Genomic DNA, 14,697 nt, shown 5'->3' on the forward strand with positions numbered 1-14,697 from the left:
CCTTGCCTTGATACTTTGCAAAGACTATACAAAAAAAAGCACCCTGCTCATACCTTGGTATGAATAGGATGCCCAACTATACTCAAATCATTCGGCTGTATATCCTTTAGCCATGGCTATAAATAGTTTTACAGCATTCTGCATGGCATCCTCATCAAAGTCAAACTTGGGATGATGATGCGGATAGATGGCATTCTTCTCCGGGTTGCCTGCTCCGACAAACATAAAGCACCCAGGAATCTGCTGCAGGTAATAAGCGAAATCTTCAGCTGGCATCAGCATCGGTGACTTCTGTACATGGTCTGCGCCAAATACATCCACCGCTTCCCTAAAGAACCGTGCCGTTTCCTGCTCATCATTCACAACTGGAGGATATCCCATAATATAGTTCAACTTGGTCTCAGCACCATAGATCTCTCCGGTCTGAGCTACGATCGTATGCACACGTTCCTTCATCATACGGCGTGTCTCTTCATCAAAGGTTCTCACCGTACCCGTCATTTTGCATAACTCGGCGATAATATTCTGTGCTGACCCTGCCTGCATCGTGCCAATCGTCAATACTGCGGGACGCAAAGGATCTACTGAACGGCTGACAACCGTCTGCAATTGCATCACAAGGGCTGAACCAGCCACCAAGCTGTCCACTGTGGATTGCGGCATGCCGCCATGTCCACCTTTCCCTTTGATCTCAATATAAAAGTCATCTGCCGCTGCCATCATCGGCCCCGGGGTACTTGCTGCCACGCCTACAGGAAGTGGGGTCCACAAATGAATACCATAGATGACATCTACCCCTTCTAGTCCTCCGTCTGCAATGACCTTGATAGCCCCACCTGGAAGCAACTCTTCTGCAGGTTGGAACAAAAAGCGAATCTCACCTTTGATTTCATGTTTATGGCGACTGAAGTACAATGCCGTGCCCAGCAAAATGGATATGTGACCATCATGACCGCAGGCATGCATGGCTCCTGCTTGTTGTGATGCATATTCAACGTCCTTTTCGTCCTGGATCGGAAGTGCATCCATATCTGCACGAAGCATTACGACAGGCCCAGGCTTGTCCCCACGAAGGGTACCTATAACCCCGTGTCCGCCAACATGCCGTTTCACTTCAACGCCAAAGCTCTCCAGCATACCCGCTACAAAAGAGGATGTTTTCTCCTCATGAAAGGAAACCTCAGGATTCCGATGAAGATGACGACGCCATTCTACCATGTGGATTTGCAGGTCATTCCACCATATATTATTTGTCATGTCTCTCCATCCTTTCGCTCTCTATACGGGACTTTCATCAAGCCCGAACCTTCCTCTTGAAACCTATTGCTGTATATTGTAGCAGAATTGGAAGAAAACCGATACGAATGACCGCTTGAAAGCTTGCACGGGAAGGGGAAACATACTATCATAAAATAGAGAAAAGAACGAGATTTATACTCTCGGAAGCTTATGAGGAGGATCAAACGCTTATGATTTTTGAGAATACAGGCTTGGATGGCTTGAAGAGCGACTTGGCATACCTGGATGAGAGCGCCGAGAAAGTCGGATTTGTCCGGTGGCAATGGGAATATTATCGTGCTACATATGACTACAAAATTGAAGATGAGCAAACCAAATCGGAATACTTTGTACGTATTAATACCCGTGCGATAGATGGCAAACTCGAAAAACCGGATACGGTTCTCGCAGTTGAAGCTGTTTATCTTGGAAAAGCAACCTTTCCACATGGTCTGGATTATGACTCTACCATACCGCAGCCAGTCGTGAAGCTGGCGGCCCAAAAATTACAGCAGCTTAAAGAACTGCTGGAAGCTTAGGCTGGGCCGAATCATGAAACAACAAACGGCCCAAACGAAAACGAAGAGAGGCACGCCGGATTTTCAACTGCTAATCCTCACTTTATTGTTGGTGGGCTTCGGACTGGTGATGGTGTTCAGCTCCAGTTCCAGCATTGCAATTGCAAACAAAAGTTTTAACAATGATGCCCTGTTCTTCACGAAAAAACAACTTATGTGGGCGGTTATCGGTTTAGTGGGCATGTTTTTTGCCATGAATATCCGATTTAACAAATACAAGAAACTTTATGCACCATTTTTCCTGTTCACCACGGTATTGCTCCTGATTGTTTTGGTTACAGGCAAGGTACTGAACGGCGCACGAAGCTGGATTCACATTTTTGGTTTCAGTATTCAGCCCGCCGAGTTTGCCAAAATCGCTATTATTCTGTACCTTGCGGCGCTAATCACCAAAAAAGGGGAACGATTCAGGGATCTTAGGACAGGATATATTCCCGTGCTGGTCATAGTCGGTTTCATTGCAGGACTGATTATGCTGCAACCGGATTTTGGTACCTGCTTCATTCTGGTTTCTACGTGCGGATTGGTCATTTATGCGGGTGGAGCAAGTATGAAACACATTATGGCTTCCATTTTGCTGGTAGTGTTGGGAGCAGCATTAGCACTTGGAGCGAATGCGTTGTTTTCTTCCATGTCTTCTTCCGATACTGCCAGTAGCACTACAGCTACGGAAGCTACACAGAACTACAAAATCGGGCGGATACAGGCGTTCCTTGATCCATTATCCGATACGACAGGTGGAAGTCTTAACCTCTATCGCTCCCTTGTTGCAATTGGAGATGGAGGCATCACCGGCTCCGGAATCGGACAAGGTACGATGAAGCTGCATTATTTGCCTAATGCCTATAATGACTTTATTTTCTCCGTAATTGGGGAAGAGCTTGGCTTTGTTGGAACAGCGCTGTTTCTGTTGGTCTACCTTTACTTCATCTGGCGAGGAATTATTGTCTCCCTTCGCTGTCCCGATCCATTTGGGACGCTGGTTGGTATTGGTATTATGGGATTAATTGCAATTCAGGCCTTTATCAACATTGGGGGCGTGACCCAGACCATTCCAGTGACAGGGGTTACTCTTCCATTTATCAGTTATGGCGGTACCTCACTCTTTGTGATGATGGTGGCCATGGGAATCCTGCTCAGCATCTCGCGTACCAATAATTTGGACGTCATCAAGGAAGAAAAAACAAAGTCGGTGACGGTTCAAACATCACGTACCTCTCCCGCACTTCGTTCACGTGAATCCATTCGTCGAATTCGCTAATGCGAAGCAAACGTGATACGAATGGTTTTGAAACAAAATGAATTGGAAACAGAAAAAGACTTGGCATCGGATTTGATGCCAAGTCTTTTTGCTGTTGTCTATCTAGATGAAGAACCAGGTCAATTTACCGCTGTTCTTCCTCACGGATTGCTAAAGTTTACAGATCGTCGCCTCTGAAAGATACGCCTTCTACCTTTACATTGACTTCAACAACACGTAACCCGGTCATAGTCTCTACCGCTTCTCTTACATTCTGCTGAAGCATGCGGGAAACTTCGTGAATCGGTGTCTCGTACAGGACGATGATGCGCAGGTCAATGGCTGCTTCCAGCTGGCCGACCTCCACGCCTACGCCTTTCTGTACGTTTTTACCGCTCAAGCGCTTCGCCCAGCCCTCTGACAATCCTCCAGACATTGCGGCAATTCCGGGTGTCTCCATCGCAGCCATTCCGGCAATTTTCGCCACTACGTCATCGGCAATCCGGATGTTTCCGCCCTCTAGTTGAAGTTGTTCTGCCATGCCACATCCTCCTTCACTTCGTTACTCGTATTTTAAATCCTTTCCACCCCAAAAAGCAAATTAAACTCAAAAAGATGCGTTTACAACCTACCATGATTTGGTTATATTGAAATATGAAAATAATCTCATAAGTGTTTAGTACTATCGTTTAAAACAAAATAATAAAGTTACCGAGGTGTTTGTTGTGAGAAACCGAATTTCATCCATTTTGCTGATTGCCACCTTTGCACTCAGCGCCGTCGCCCACTACTTGAAATGGGATTCGATTCTGCAATTCGTCATTTCAGCCATTTCGGTTATTTTTGTGGCCGGTTTTTTAGGCAAAGCCACCGAAAATGTAGCCCATTATGCCGGACAACGCTTAGGTGGATTTTTAAATGCTACATTCGGCAATGCCGCCGAATTAATCATCGCCATTTTCCTCGTTAAAGAAGGATTGTTCGACATGGTTAAGGCCAGTTTGACAGGCTCCATCATCGGTAACCTGCTGCTGGTGCTAGGTCTAAGTATCTTTGCCGGAGGACTCAAGTTCAAAATTCAGAATTATAACGTATCCCTTGCCGGTCTAAACGGTTCCCTGATGATTGTAGCCATCATTGCCCTGTTTATTCCAGCCGTCTTTCTGAATACCCATTCCATCACACAGAAGGATACGAATACACTAAGCCTCATTGTTGCAGGTTTGCTGATCCTTGCCTACATAGCGTGGTTGGTGTTCTCCATGGTTACACACAAGAACTATCTCGCAGATGTCACGGTGGATGAAGATGAAGAATTACCGCATGAACATGCACCCGAGTGGTCCAAGAAAAAATCAATTCTCTATCTCGTTCTTGCGACAGTCATGGTTGCCTTCGTCAGTGAATGGCTGGTTGGCACCCTTGAGGTGTTTACTGAACAATTTGGACTCAGCGAACTGTTCGTTGGTGCGTTCCTCGTGGCCATTATCGGTAACGCCGCAGAGCATAGTGCAGCCATCATGCTTGCCATGAAAAACAAAATTGGTGCCGCCGTAGAGATCGCCGTTGGCAGCAGTTTGCAAATTGCACTCTTCGTTGCTCCTGTGCTCGTTTTTGTCAGTTACTTCACTGGCAGAACGATGGACATTGTGTTTACAACGATCGAGCTGGTCGCCATTGGCGTAGCCGTATTTATCGCCAAGTCCATCACCCAGGACGGTTCAACGAACTGGTACGAAGGTCTGCTCCTAATGGTTGTGTATGTTATTTTGGGTGTATCCTTCTTCCTTGTATAACAGTACTCCCATCATCCTAATGGATAGACAAAAAAATTAGCGCGTAAAAAGGCAGCCTGGGAATCGCATTTCCAGACTGCTTTTTTCTTTTCTCCCTCTGCCTGAACCACATCAGACGAGCTGTTCGATCCAGGCGCACAAAAAAAGCATGCAAACACCTGCATGCCTTCTATTCTGACCCACGCTATTGCAGGCTATTGCTCATTCTTCTTGTTCAAAGCTTCATATAGAATTGCCAGATTCCGCTCAAGCGCGCTTACCAGCTGCTTACCAGCACCTTCTGGAAGAAGCCCTGCACGAACAGCAAAATCGACTTCCTTGGAGAACCCATACATCTGTGTATCCAATACTTCCTCATAGAGAGGGCAGTAGCGGGTAGCCAGATTCTCCATCTGTACTTCAATGAGCTTCTGTATTTTATCTGCATCTTCTTGAAGAAGACTGATCGCTTTCAAGTGCAACTGGTCCTGCAGATCAGATGAAGTCATGCATTTTTCCCCCCTATGTCCCAAAAATCGCGTAAAGACGTTCTACCTCTAATATTAGACGAAATCAGGAGCTAATACAAGAACCTGACCAAAATAACCCTAGATCATGGAGAGCTTTATTCCTGCCTAAACTCCCTATTTTCGGAGGTCTTGCCTTACACCTGAATGATCTCATGCAAAAAAAGCACCTCTGCCATAATAGGCAGAGATGCTTCTTAGTGCCATTACTCGGATGCGATACTTACGTTCAGTCCATGTTTGGCAAACACTTCTGACATAGCTGCTTTGGCTTCAGCTGCATCCGGACCATGAACGTGCAGTTCATAGCTGTGCGTGCTAATCAGCGTGGTGAACAGTCCAAGAATACTTTTTACATCGATATACTTGTTTTCTGAATGAAGTACGATTGAAGAAGTAAATTTGCTCGCTGTTTGAGCAATTTCAACTACCGCTGCGTTATTACTCGACATAGGAATCCCTCCGTCTTTTCACTTTTGGTATCATCTATTAATTACCACTACATGATACCGTGAATCCGCTTTCCTAGCAACAGCAAAATACTGTTCCTACTTCAGACGATCCGGATTGAGGCATTCCAGCTCAGGAATAACGAAAATCCCGTCTTTACGGATCAATACATCATCAAAATAAATTTCGCCACCACCGTAGTCCGGACGCTGGATCAACACCAGATCCCAGTGAATGGAGGAACGGTTTCCGTTATCTGTTTCTTCATATGCTTGGCCTGGCGTAAAGTGCAAGCTGCCTGCAATTTTCTCATCAAACAGAATGTCCTTCATTGGGTGCAGGATATGTGGATTAAATCCAATTGCGAATTCGCCAATATGACGAGCGCCATCATCTGAATTCAGAATTTCATTGATGCGGTCTGTATCGTTGCTTGTTGCTTCAACAATTTTACCGTCTTTGAACGTGAATTTAATATTTTCAAAAGTAATGCCATTATACAGCGTTGGCGCATTATAACTAATTGTTCCGTTTACTGAATCCCGTACAGGGGCGCTGTACACTTCGCCATCCGGAATATTTTTTTGGCCAGAACATTTCTCTGCACCGATATCTTTAATGGAGAAGCTCAGGTCTGTTCCCGGTCCAGTGATACGCACTTTGTCCGTGCGTTTCATAAGATTAGCCAATGAATCCTGTGCTTTGTCCATTTTAGCGTAATCCAGGTTACATACGTCGAAGTAGAAATCTTCAAACGCTTCTGTGCTTGTATTCGCCAGCTGTGCCATACTTGCATTCGGGTAACGAAGAACAACCCATTTTGTATGTTTTACCCGTTGCTCGCTATGTACCGGATGGGAATAAAGTGAATTGTACATTTTCATTTTCTCTTCCGGTACATCGGACAGATCATTCACATTCTCTCCTGCACGGATACCAATATAACAATCCATTTGCTTCATCCGGTTCAAATCGATCTCTGCCCAGGTTTTCATCATTTCTTCTGTCGCATTTTTGAGCATGGCACGCTGAACTGTTTTGTCCGTCAGCTGTACAAAGACGTTACCGCCTTTTTTGCCTACTTCTTCAATAATTGCATTAATCAGATCACGCTCTGTGCCGATCATCTCAACCAGCACATTCTCGCCGGGCTGTACATCTACAGAGTAGCCCACCAGATTGGCTGCGAGCTTCTGAATTCTTGGGTCCTTCATCGTGTAAACTCCTCCTGTCATCCGCCATTCCTGAATTGAACAACGGTAAATTACGATACTATTGTAGCACGCTACAACGATCCCGTCAGCAGGCAGTCCAGCAACTCATCTACTCATAGGCCCTGAAGTTTACATCTGTTACAAGAGCTTCTTTATTCCTTTTGCTGTTCATGTCCTTATAGCTCACCTGACTTTCCGAGGAAAGTCGCAAGGGCAAGCTAGTTTTCCGATCTACGGTTAGATGATATACCGTCTGTACCTCGGCCTGTTTCATCATCTCTTGCATCGATGTTTCCCCTTGCTCCCACACTTTGTTCAGATCCTTTTCCAGCTTCTCCTGACTGCCTCCCTTAACCGCAGTAGCCTTGTGCATATACTCCGCCCGAATCGCATTCATCTCGTCATTAAGCTGCGCGAGTGCCCACGTTTTGGCGTCTTTCGGCGCGAGTTCAATTCGCAGTATTTTTGTTCGACGGCCTGAACCGTACTCTGACTTTATCGTCTTGTTCATACGATCGATACTTTCCATTTGAGCGATAGGATTAAAACGGGACAGCGAACCACGCAGGGGCTCATGTTGGGCAGTTAAAGCCATCCATTGTCCTTGTTTCCGTTCAAAAGATGCACTGAATCCACTCGGTTGCCCGTTATTGTTAACAGCGGCGGTATTTACCCCTTTTACTCCCGTTCCGGCAGCAGTCACAGCTCCAGGCAGCCTCGTTTGCAAGGTCAAACGGTCATGATTCTCCAGCTTGCCCTCAAATTTAAACTGATTTTCGAACAGCCCGCTGCTTTCTCGTCGTAACCCCGCTTCCCCATCAAAACTCAGCTTTTCTTTGCCTGCAATTCCTGATAAAGCCAGAGAAAATAATTCCTCGGGAGTTCGATCTCGCTCTAACAATCCACAACCAGGAGCACACAATACAACAATGCTCAGAATCAACAATAATCCACGTATATATCGACGGTTCAACATGTTCTATTCCACCTTTCCATCAAACTTTCTCCATAGCCTGCCCCTCCCTTATTTGCTTATACTTCCTTCCTTTGGCATATCCCCTTCTAAAAAATAAAGAGAGGACGACTCCGCAATCGGAATAGTCCTCTCTTAACGTGTAACTTCCTGTTCTTCCATGACGATCCGATTTCGACCACCATGCTTCGCATCGTACAAGGCCATATCAGCTCGGTAAAATAACGATTCCACACTAACCTTCTCATCCATCCAGTTCCATTCGGCAATACCGCTGGAAACGGTCACGGGAGGCCTTGTCTCCTCAGCAACCCTGGTACGAATGATTTCCGCATATTCCAGTGCCTGACGAGCACCGATCTGAGGCATATAAATAGCCAGTTCTTCTCCACCCCATCTGGCACAGATATCCTCAGGGCGCACGGAACTCGTCACAATATCGCTCACCTGTTTTAATACCTGATCACCTGTTTGGTGCCCAAACGTATCATTCACCTGTTTAAACTGGTCGATATCCACGACAACCAGTGAACCACAGAATTCATGAGCCTGACGTTCATGGATCACACTATCCAGATAATGCCTCACAAAAAGCCCTGTTAGCATATCCAGGTTAGCCAAACGTCGTACCTCGGCGTGAAGTGTTGCATTGGAGAGAGCAAGTCCAATATGAATGGACAGCATCTGCAGCAGGCGGTAATTATCGTACGAAAAATACTGCTTTTTCGGATGTCCCAGCAAAATGGCACCTTTCACTTCACCATTCACCCGAACGGGTGAGGCAATCAATGACATAGAGCCAGTAAGATCCATGAAGACCGATGACACTCTATCGTATTTCGCATAATTGGATAGAATGAGCGGTTCTTCGGTTTGATACAGTAGCCCTGCGATACCATAATCCGTTGGAAACGATTTGCGACATAATTCATTCACATTAGATGACATCACTTCAAAATGATCCGTACTGTCATTTAGTTGAAGAATACAGCATGATTCAGCCTGAAAAATGTCCTTCAATTCCTGCTCGGAGAATTGATAAATCTCCATTAGCTGCAAGCTCTTGTTCAAACGTTGTGTCAGATCGTTGATTAGACGAAGTTCCTGGATCAACATATTCGATTGTTCGTGCAACTTGGCATTTTCAAAAGCAGTTCCTGCTGTATCCGCCATCATCGTTATGAGCTGCAGATCGGAATCTTCCATTAGCTCCTCATTCATCTCAATATGAAATACACCATAGATCCCTTGTTTGCCTTTTAGAGGAAGGCCAACCTCCAGAATGCGGCGTTCACCTTCATCTGATCGAACAACAATAAGTTTGCCTTCCATAAACGATTGTACACAGATGTCTTCTCCACGTTCATGAACAAGCAACGGTTTGATACGTGGGTTGAGGCTGCTCTGATCCTGAGACATATACAATGTCATGTGGGTCGTTGGATATAAGTAGTCAATACTGTCAAACACTTCATCCAATATCGCGTCCACATCCATCTTGTCATGCATCCGTTGAACGATTTGGAACAGAATCGACCTTCGATGCTCTTCACGGGCAGTTTGTTCATGAGCTTGTAGTAGATCCGTCATAAATATGTATTCAAATCTTCGGTAAAAGCAGGTACGATAATGCAATGCCTCCGATCGAACAACAGCTTCAGACGTGTCATCCCGATTTTGCTCGTAGGTTACAGCAGTGAAGACAGCAAACATATCCCTGTTTGTTCTGGAAAATAGAGGTTCAGCCATTAGATGATACTCTCCATTTTCAGTGGTTCCCCGTAACGACTGGGCCTGTCCCGATTCAAGACATTGCATCACAGTCGAATGTACATCGAGTAATGGAGCCCCTTCAATCCCTTGCCCCATACAGATCCCTTCTGTATTCCATACGTTGTATATTATTGACGATCTGTCTGAGTGTGGTCGCCGTTGGATATGCCAGTCGGTGTATGCTTGCTGCAGAAGGGTCCCCAAATATGAAAAATCAAAAGGTGTGATGTCCATTTTTTGCATCCAGAATACATGCGCTTCGTGAGGAGCGACAGAAGATGCGGAATCGCCCGAACTTCGCGAATTCAAGCTGGCTGGTTTACTTCTTAGATGTTCTAACATGTCAGGCGCTCCTTTGCACCGTTTTTGCATCCTCTCGGATGCATTAATCTGCAGACGTTATCGCAAACCTGCAAATCTATGCGATAACCTTAATGTACAAGATCATTTAAAGTTAAGATACAATCTATTTTACTCTCTTTAAAGCTTTTTTGCATCCATATTTCAGAAAATTGTCCCATTATTTTGGGCCTAAGGACCTATCGACAAATTTAGACGTTTTTTTGCTTTTATCACACGCTTGACTTTGGTTCTAGTAAACTGTAAAATAAATTGTTGATGAAGACTACTAATGGGTCTTTAAATTTGGGCATTACCGGTTGTGTCACCCTCATTCTTTTTGTTGCTTTCAGGACAGCGGCTGAACTTTTCTGATCGTCTTATGTGTGGCCTAGCCCGCATCAACAAATTGGAGCGCAAACAGAGCCCTATATGAACTTTAACTAAAAAGGAGCTACTTTAAACATGGCACGTTACACTGGTCCTAAATTTAAATTGAGCCGTCGCCTCGGCATTTCCCTGAGCGGAACAGGCAAAGAATTGAAACGTCCTTTCCCTCCAGGTCAGCACGGAGCTAACCAACGGAGAAAAATGAGCAACTACGGTATGCAATTGCAAGAAAAACAAAAACTGCGTCACATGTACGGTTTGGGCGAGAAGCAATTCCGCACTCTCTTTGCTAAAGCGCAAAAAATGCAAGGTATCGCAGGTGAAAACTTCATGTTCTTGCTTGAGAGCCGCCTTGATAACCTCGTATACCGCCTTGGATTTGCTAACTCCCGCGCTGGTTCGCGTCAGTTGGTATCCCACGGTCACGTAACTGTAAACGGCAAAAAAGTTGACATCGCTTCTTACCAAGTAAGCACTGGCGACGTTATCAGCCTGCGTGAAAGAAGCCGCGGTCTTTCTTCCGTTAAGGAAGCTTTGGAAAACCGTTCGCATCTTCCGGCATACGTAGAATTCAACGATACTGCTCTGGAAGGTAAATTTATTCGTTTGCCTGAGCGTTCGGAATTGTCCCAAGACATCGACGAAAAACAAATCGTCGAGTTCTACAACCGTTAATCGTTGGAATTTCATTAAGCTTCACACCAAACAGCTGTCCGAGATTTTCTCGGCAGCTGTTTTTTATTTCGAGTGAATCAAAGAGCAGAATAAAGGAGGTCACACCTGCACCTAATGCATGGATATGGCCTCCTTTCTATACATAGTCATCTATTTTCTCTACACTCCGACGCTCAGTGCTTCCACGTTTTACTGAAATTCTCCACGACTTCTCATGATATGCAATTCAATTCCACATGATATATATCATAATCCAAGAAAGAATGGCAATTTTCGACCATTGCTTGTATTTCTCAGGCATGCAAACCAGCCTTTTTATGCTATAATAAGTGCTGTTAAAAGGAGGAAGACACTGAATGGTTGATGTTAATAAGAAAAAGCCCGATGAACAGCCTGCCCGCAAGCGCAGCTTTGCCCGCAGACTGGGTAGTTTCGTCAAATGGATGGTTGTCCTGGGATTCATGGGGGTACTATTTGTAGGCGGTGCTCTGATGGGATACGTCAGTTCCATTGTGAAAGACGAACCCGTCCGTTCAAGGGCGCTGATTGAACAAAAAGTCAGCGAAAACTCCATCACAGGCTTTGCTTACTTTGCCGACGGCAGCCCGATCGGCCAATTACGAACAGAAGAAGACAGGCGTCCGGTCACCTTTGACCAGATCCCGCAGAAGGTTATTGATGCAGTCATTTCGATTGAAGACAATCATTTTTACGAACATAAAGGTGTAGACATGAGCGGAACGCTCCGTGCCGTCAAACAGAAAGTGCTAAAAGAATCTGTTCAAACGGGCGGTAGCACACTGACTCAACAGTTAGCCCGGCGTGTATTCCTTAATCTGGATCGAACCGAGGATCGGAAAGTGAAAGAAATACTACTTTCGCTTCGACTCGAACGTTTCCTGACCAAAGACGAAATTATGACAGCGTATCTGAACAAGGTTCCTTTCGGTAACGGCTCCAGTGGATATAATGTATATGGAGTCAAGGCAGCCGCCAAAGGACTGTTCAATATTAATGATTTGAGCACATTAAACACAGCTCAGGCTGCTTATTTGGCAGGATTGCCTCAGCTTCCCTCCTCTTATTCTGCCTTTAATGGAAAAGGCGACTTTGTTGAGGACAATTTTGAGCGTGCAATCAATCGTCAGCATCTTGTCTTGCGCCGTATGCTGGAACTGGGCAAAATTAATCAATCCGAGTATGACGAAGCTCTTGCTTTTGACATCAAGAGTTCACTCGCACCTAAAACCATCAAAGCTTACAATACTTATCCATATCTTATGATGGAAACAGAGCGACAAGCTGCACAGATTTTAATGCAACTCAATTCGGATAAAGCTGAAGGCACCGATACCAAAGCGGATACAGCAAAGGATACGGATACAGATACACCACAAAAAGAAAGCAGTGCCCTGCTCGAAGAAGCTCAGCAGCAATTGCGTACAGGTGGATATCGTATCTACACGACGATCAACAAGAGTATCTACAAAACGATGCGAACCATTGCCGAAGATGACAGTAATTTTGCTGCTGACGATTCCGTGAAGGGAAAAGAACAGACTGCTGCCATGTTGATCAATCACAAAACAGGCGCCATTCTCGGCATGATTGAAGGCCGTGATTTCCAGGATGAGCAGATGAACTATGCAACCCAAATGGTGCGTCAGCCAGGTTCAACCATGAAACCCATTGCTGCTTATCTGCCTGCATTGGATGAAGGACTTGTTCAACCGGCTTCCATTATTGATGATTCACCGATAATTCTGAAGGACGGCCAGACCGGATTCCATATCCCGAAAAATGCCAACAACCGCTACCAGGGACTTGTGACTGCCCGTAGAGCACTCAACTACTCGCTGAATGTTCCTGCCCTGAAGCTGTTCAACGAAGATGTTGGTATCGACAAATCATGGGCTTTCGCCAAGAAGCTCGGGATTACCACCATCCAACCGATTGACTACCAAGCCCAGACTGGTGTTCTTGGAGGACTTCAGTACGGAGTTACCGTTGAAGAGCTCACCAATGCCTATGGAGCCATTGCCAACAATGGTGTGTACAATGATTCCTATATGATTAGCAAAATTGTAGACTCCAATGGAAATATCGTATATAAACACGATGCAGAACCTGTTCAAGCTTTCTCAGAACAGACGGCATACCTGATGACAGATATGCTTCGTACCGTTATTACGGAAGGTACAGCTGATAAAGTCCGTGAAAATTACAAGTACTCCAAGAGTGTGCCTATCGTAGGCAAAACAGGTTCAACTCAAAACTACGCCGATGTCTGGTTTGAAGGCTATACGCCGGATGTCACGTTGGGTGTATGGGTTGGATACAAACAGCCTGTAAACACACTGGAGACCAAATCACAGAAGAAGCGTGCACAGCAGCTGTGGACGCAAATCATGAATCAAGTCATCGCTACAAACAAAGAGATGTTTGTAACCGATTCGTTCAAGAAACCATCCGGGATCGAGACACGAACTGTATCGGCTTATAGCGGCAAATTGCCGACATCTCTGACTGACAGATTTGTCACTGATATCTTCAATAGCAAATTTGTGCCGAAAGACAGCGATGATGGCGTCGCAAAAGCCAAATATATCACTTACAATGGTGTCAACTACATTCCGCGTGATGAAACACCTGGAGATATGACGAAAGAGAAAACGGTCATTAAGCGCAAGAAACCGATCTCTGATCTCATCAAGGAACTGCAAAGTGCATTCTCACGCATGAGTCGTCACGAATCACTTGCATATTACCTGCCGGAAGATGCCGATGCAGACATGCCGACACAGATCGATCCAAGAACGGATAACGGCAAAGCACCGGACGCACCAGGCAATGTTAGAATTTCCGTTGCCAACGGAAACGCCGTGATTACATTTAATGCAACACCGGAAAGTGATGTGGTTGGTTATCGCCTGTATCGCTCAGTAAATGGCGCCGGATTCCAGAATCAGGGGCAGGTTGTCCTGACAGGCGAGTCTAGATCATTTACCGCATATGCACAGGGTGGAAACTTTGCATTCTACGTTACAGCGGTCGATGTAGCGGGTCGTGAGTCTGCTCCTAGCGCAGCAGTTAGCAGTGCGGGAACGGTAGAACCTCCTGCAGATGAAGAAATAAATGAACCGATTAATGTTCCGGGAACTGTTGTTACACCGGAAGACTCCCAGAATGAGAACACCACAACTACGGCTCCAGCTACACCGGGCCAAGTGAGCGTGTCGGCACTCTCCCAAGGACTGCGCATTCAGTGGGCCTCCAATCCGGAATCGGATGGTGTTCAAAGTTATGCTGTATATTTTAGTGAAACAGGGGCAGCCCCTTACACCAAAATTGGCACTACTTCGGGTACCTCCATGGACTACGGAGTGCCTGCATCAACCAGTGGATGGTTCAAGGTATCCGCCAGCAACAGTATAGGCGAATCCGAGCCGTCCGGAGCCGTGCATTTCCAACCATAATACAGAGTT

Annotated in this window: 12 protein-coding genes; 5 read left to right on the forward strand and 7 right to left on the reverse strand. The window is 45.6% G+C overall.

What is annotated here, in order from left to right:
• Positions 1-87: 87 nt before the first annotated feature.
• Positions 88-1,257, reverse strand: a complete 1,170-nt coding sequence (locus tag RS891_RS21675) for a M20 family metallopeptidase (RefSeq protein ID WP_315793144.1) — start codon at positions 1,255-1,257, stop codon at positions 88-90.
• A 212-nt stretch (positions 1,258-1,469) separates the two neighbouring features.
• Between RS891_RS21675 and RS891_RS21680 the strand changes: the two genes are divergently transcribed.
• A complete protein-coding gene (locus RS891_RS21680; RefSeq protein WP_063565586.1) occupies positions 1,470-1,817 on the forward strand; it encodes a YugN family protein in 348 nt (115 codons plus the stop codon).
• A gap of 13 nt (positions 1,818-1,830) precedes the next feature.
• The gene (gene ftsW, locus RS891_RS21685) at positions 1,831-3,117 is read left to right on the forward strand and encodes a putative lipid II flippase FtsW (protein WP_315793145.1); all 1,287 of its coding nucleotides are present in this window, start codon (positions 1,831-1,833) and stop codon (positions 3,115-3,117) included.
• A gap of 157 nt (positions 3,118-3,274) precedes the next feature.
• Here ftsW and RS891_RS21690 read toward each other — a convergent pair whose 3' ends face one another.
• Positions 3,275-3,637: an Asp23/Gls24 family envelope stress response protein gene (locus RS891_RS21690; RefSeq protein WP_024631137.1), complete on the reverse strand. Its 363-nt coding sequence runs from the start codon at positions 3,635-3,637 to the stop codon at positions 3,275-3,277.
• Between the two features lie 184 nt (positions 3,638-3,821).
• Between RS891_RS21690 and cax the strand changes: the two genes are divergently transcribed.
• On the forward strand, positions 3,822-4,892 hold the full coding sequence (gene cax, locus RS891_RS21695) for a calcium/proton exchanger (RefSeq protein ID WP_063565584.1): 1,071 nt from the start codon (positions 3,822-3,824) through the stop codon (positions 4,890-4,892).
• 194 nt (positions 4,893-5,086) lie between these two features.
• Here the strand turns inward: cax and RS891_RS21700 are convergent, their stop codons facing one another.
• The 5 genes from RS891_RS21700 to RS891_RS21720 form a co-directional block, all read right to left on the reverse strand.
• On the reverse strand, positions 5,087-5,380 hold the full coding sequence (locus tag RS891_RS21700; protein ID WP_024631139.1) for an Fpa/YlaN family protein: 294 nt from the start codon (positions 5,378-5,380) through the stop codon (positions 5,087-5,089).
• A 224-nt stretch (positions 5,381-5,604) separates the two neighbouring features.
• Positions 5,605-5,850 carry an HPr family phosphocarrier protein gene (locus RS891_RS21705; protein ID WP_024631140.1) on the reverse strand — a complete coding sequence of 82 codons (246 nt, stop codon included), beginning with the start codon at positions 5,848-5,850 and terminating at the stop codon, positions 5,605-5,607.
• Between the two features lie 96 nt (positions 5,851-5,946).
• Positions 5,947-7,062, reverse strand: coding sequence for an aminopeptidase (locus tag RS891_RS21710; protein WP_113053921.1), 1,116 nt, complete (start codon positions 7,060-7,062; stop codon positions 5,947-5,949).
• Positions 7,063-7,171: 109 nt separating this feature from the next.
• Positions 7,172-8,038 carry a hypothetical protein gene (locus RS891_RS21715; RefSeq protein WP_113053920.1) on the reverse strand — a complete coding sequence of 289 codons (867 nt, stop codon included), beginning with the start codon at positions 8,036-8,038 and terminating at the stop codon, positions 7,172-7,174.
• Positions 8,039-8,170: 132 nt separating this feature from the next.
• The gene (locus RS891_RS21720; protein ID WP_315793146.1) at positions 8,171-10,150 is read right to left on the reverse strand and encodes a sensor domain-containing diguanylate cyclase; all 1,980 of its coding nucleotides are present in this window, start codon (positions 10,148-10,150) and stop codon (positions 8,171-8,173) included.
• Between the two features lie 462 nt (positions 10,151-10,612).
• Between RS891_RS21720 and rpsD the strand changes: the two genes are divergently transcribed.
• On the forward strand, positions 10,613-11,212 hold the full coding sequence (gene rpsD, locus RS891_RS21725; RefSeq protein WP_076288214.1) for a 30S ribosomal protein S4: 600 nt from the start codon (positions 10,613-10,615) through the stop codon (positions 11,210-11,212).
• Positions 11,213-11,568: 356 nt separating this feature from the next.
• Positions 11,569-14,688 carry a transglycosylase domain-containing protein gene (locus RS891_RS21730; RefSeq protein WP_315793147.1) on the forward strand — a complete coding sequence of 1,040 codons (3,120 nt, stop codon included), beginning with the start codon at positions 11,569-11,571 and terminating at the stop codon, positions 14,686-14,688.
• The last annotated feature ends 9 nt before the right edge of the window (positions 14,689-14,697 follow it).

It is taken from the genome of Paenibacillus sp. BIC5C1 (assembly GCF_032399705.1).
In the GTDB taxonomy this organism is placed as follows: domain Bacteria; phylum Bacillota; class Bacilli; order Paenibacillales; family Paenibacillaceae; genus Paenibacillus; species Paenibacillus taichungensis_A.

Coding starts and splice junctions, on each gene's coding strand:
- RS891_RS21675 (WP_315793144.1), bottom strand. CDS start 1,257: ATGACAAATAATATATGGTGGAATGACCTGCAAATCCACATGGTAGAA.
- RS891_RS21680 (WP_063565586.1), top strand. CDS start 1,470: ATGATTTTTGAGAATACAGGCTTGGATGGCTTGAAGAGCGACTTGGCA.
- ftsW (WP_315793145.1), top strand. CDS start 1,831: ATGAAACAACAAACGGCCCAAACGAAAACGAAGAGAGGCACGCCGGAT.
- RS891_RS21690 (WP_024631137.1), bottom strand. CDS start 3,637: ATGGCAGAACAACTTCAACTAGAGGGCGGAAACATCCGGATTGCCGAT.
- RS891_RS21700 (WP_024631139.1), bottom strand. CDS start 5,380: ATGACTTCATCTGATCTGCAGGACCAGTTGCACTTGAAAGCGATCAGT.
- RS891_RS21705 (WP_024631140.1), bottom strand. CDS start 5,850: ATGTCGAGTAATAACGCAGCGGTAGTTGAAATTGCTCAAACAGCGAGC.
- RS891_RS21710 (WP_113053921.1), bottom strand. CDS start 7,062: ATGAAGGACCCAAGAATTCAGAAGCTCGCAGCCAATCTGGTGGGCTAC.
- RS891_RS21715 (WP_113053920.1), bottom strand. CDS start 8,038: ATGTTGAACCGTCGATATATACGTGGATTATTGTTGATTCTGAGCATT.
- RS891_RS21720 (WP_315793146.1), bottom strand. CDS start 10,150: ATGTTAGAACATCTAAGAAGTAAACCAGCCAGCTTGAATTCGCGAAGT.
- rpsD (WP_076288214.1), top strand. CDS start 10,613: ATGGCACGTTACACTGGTCCTAAATTTAAATTGAGCCGTCGCCTCGGC.
- RS891_RS21730 (WP_315793147.1), top strand. CDS start 11,569: ATGGTTGATGTTAATAAGAAAAAGCCCGATGAACAGCCTGCCCGCAAG.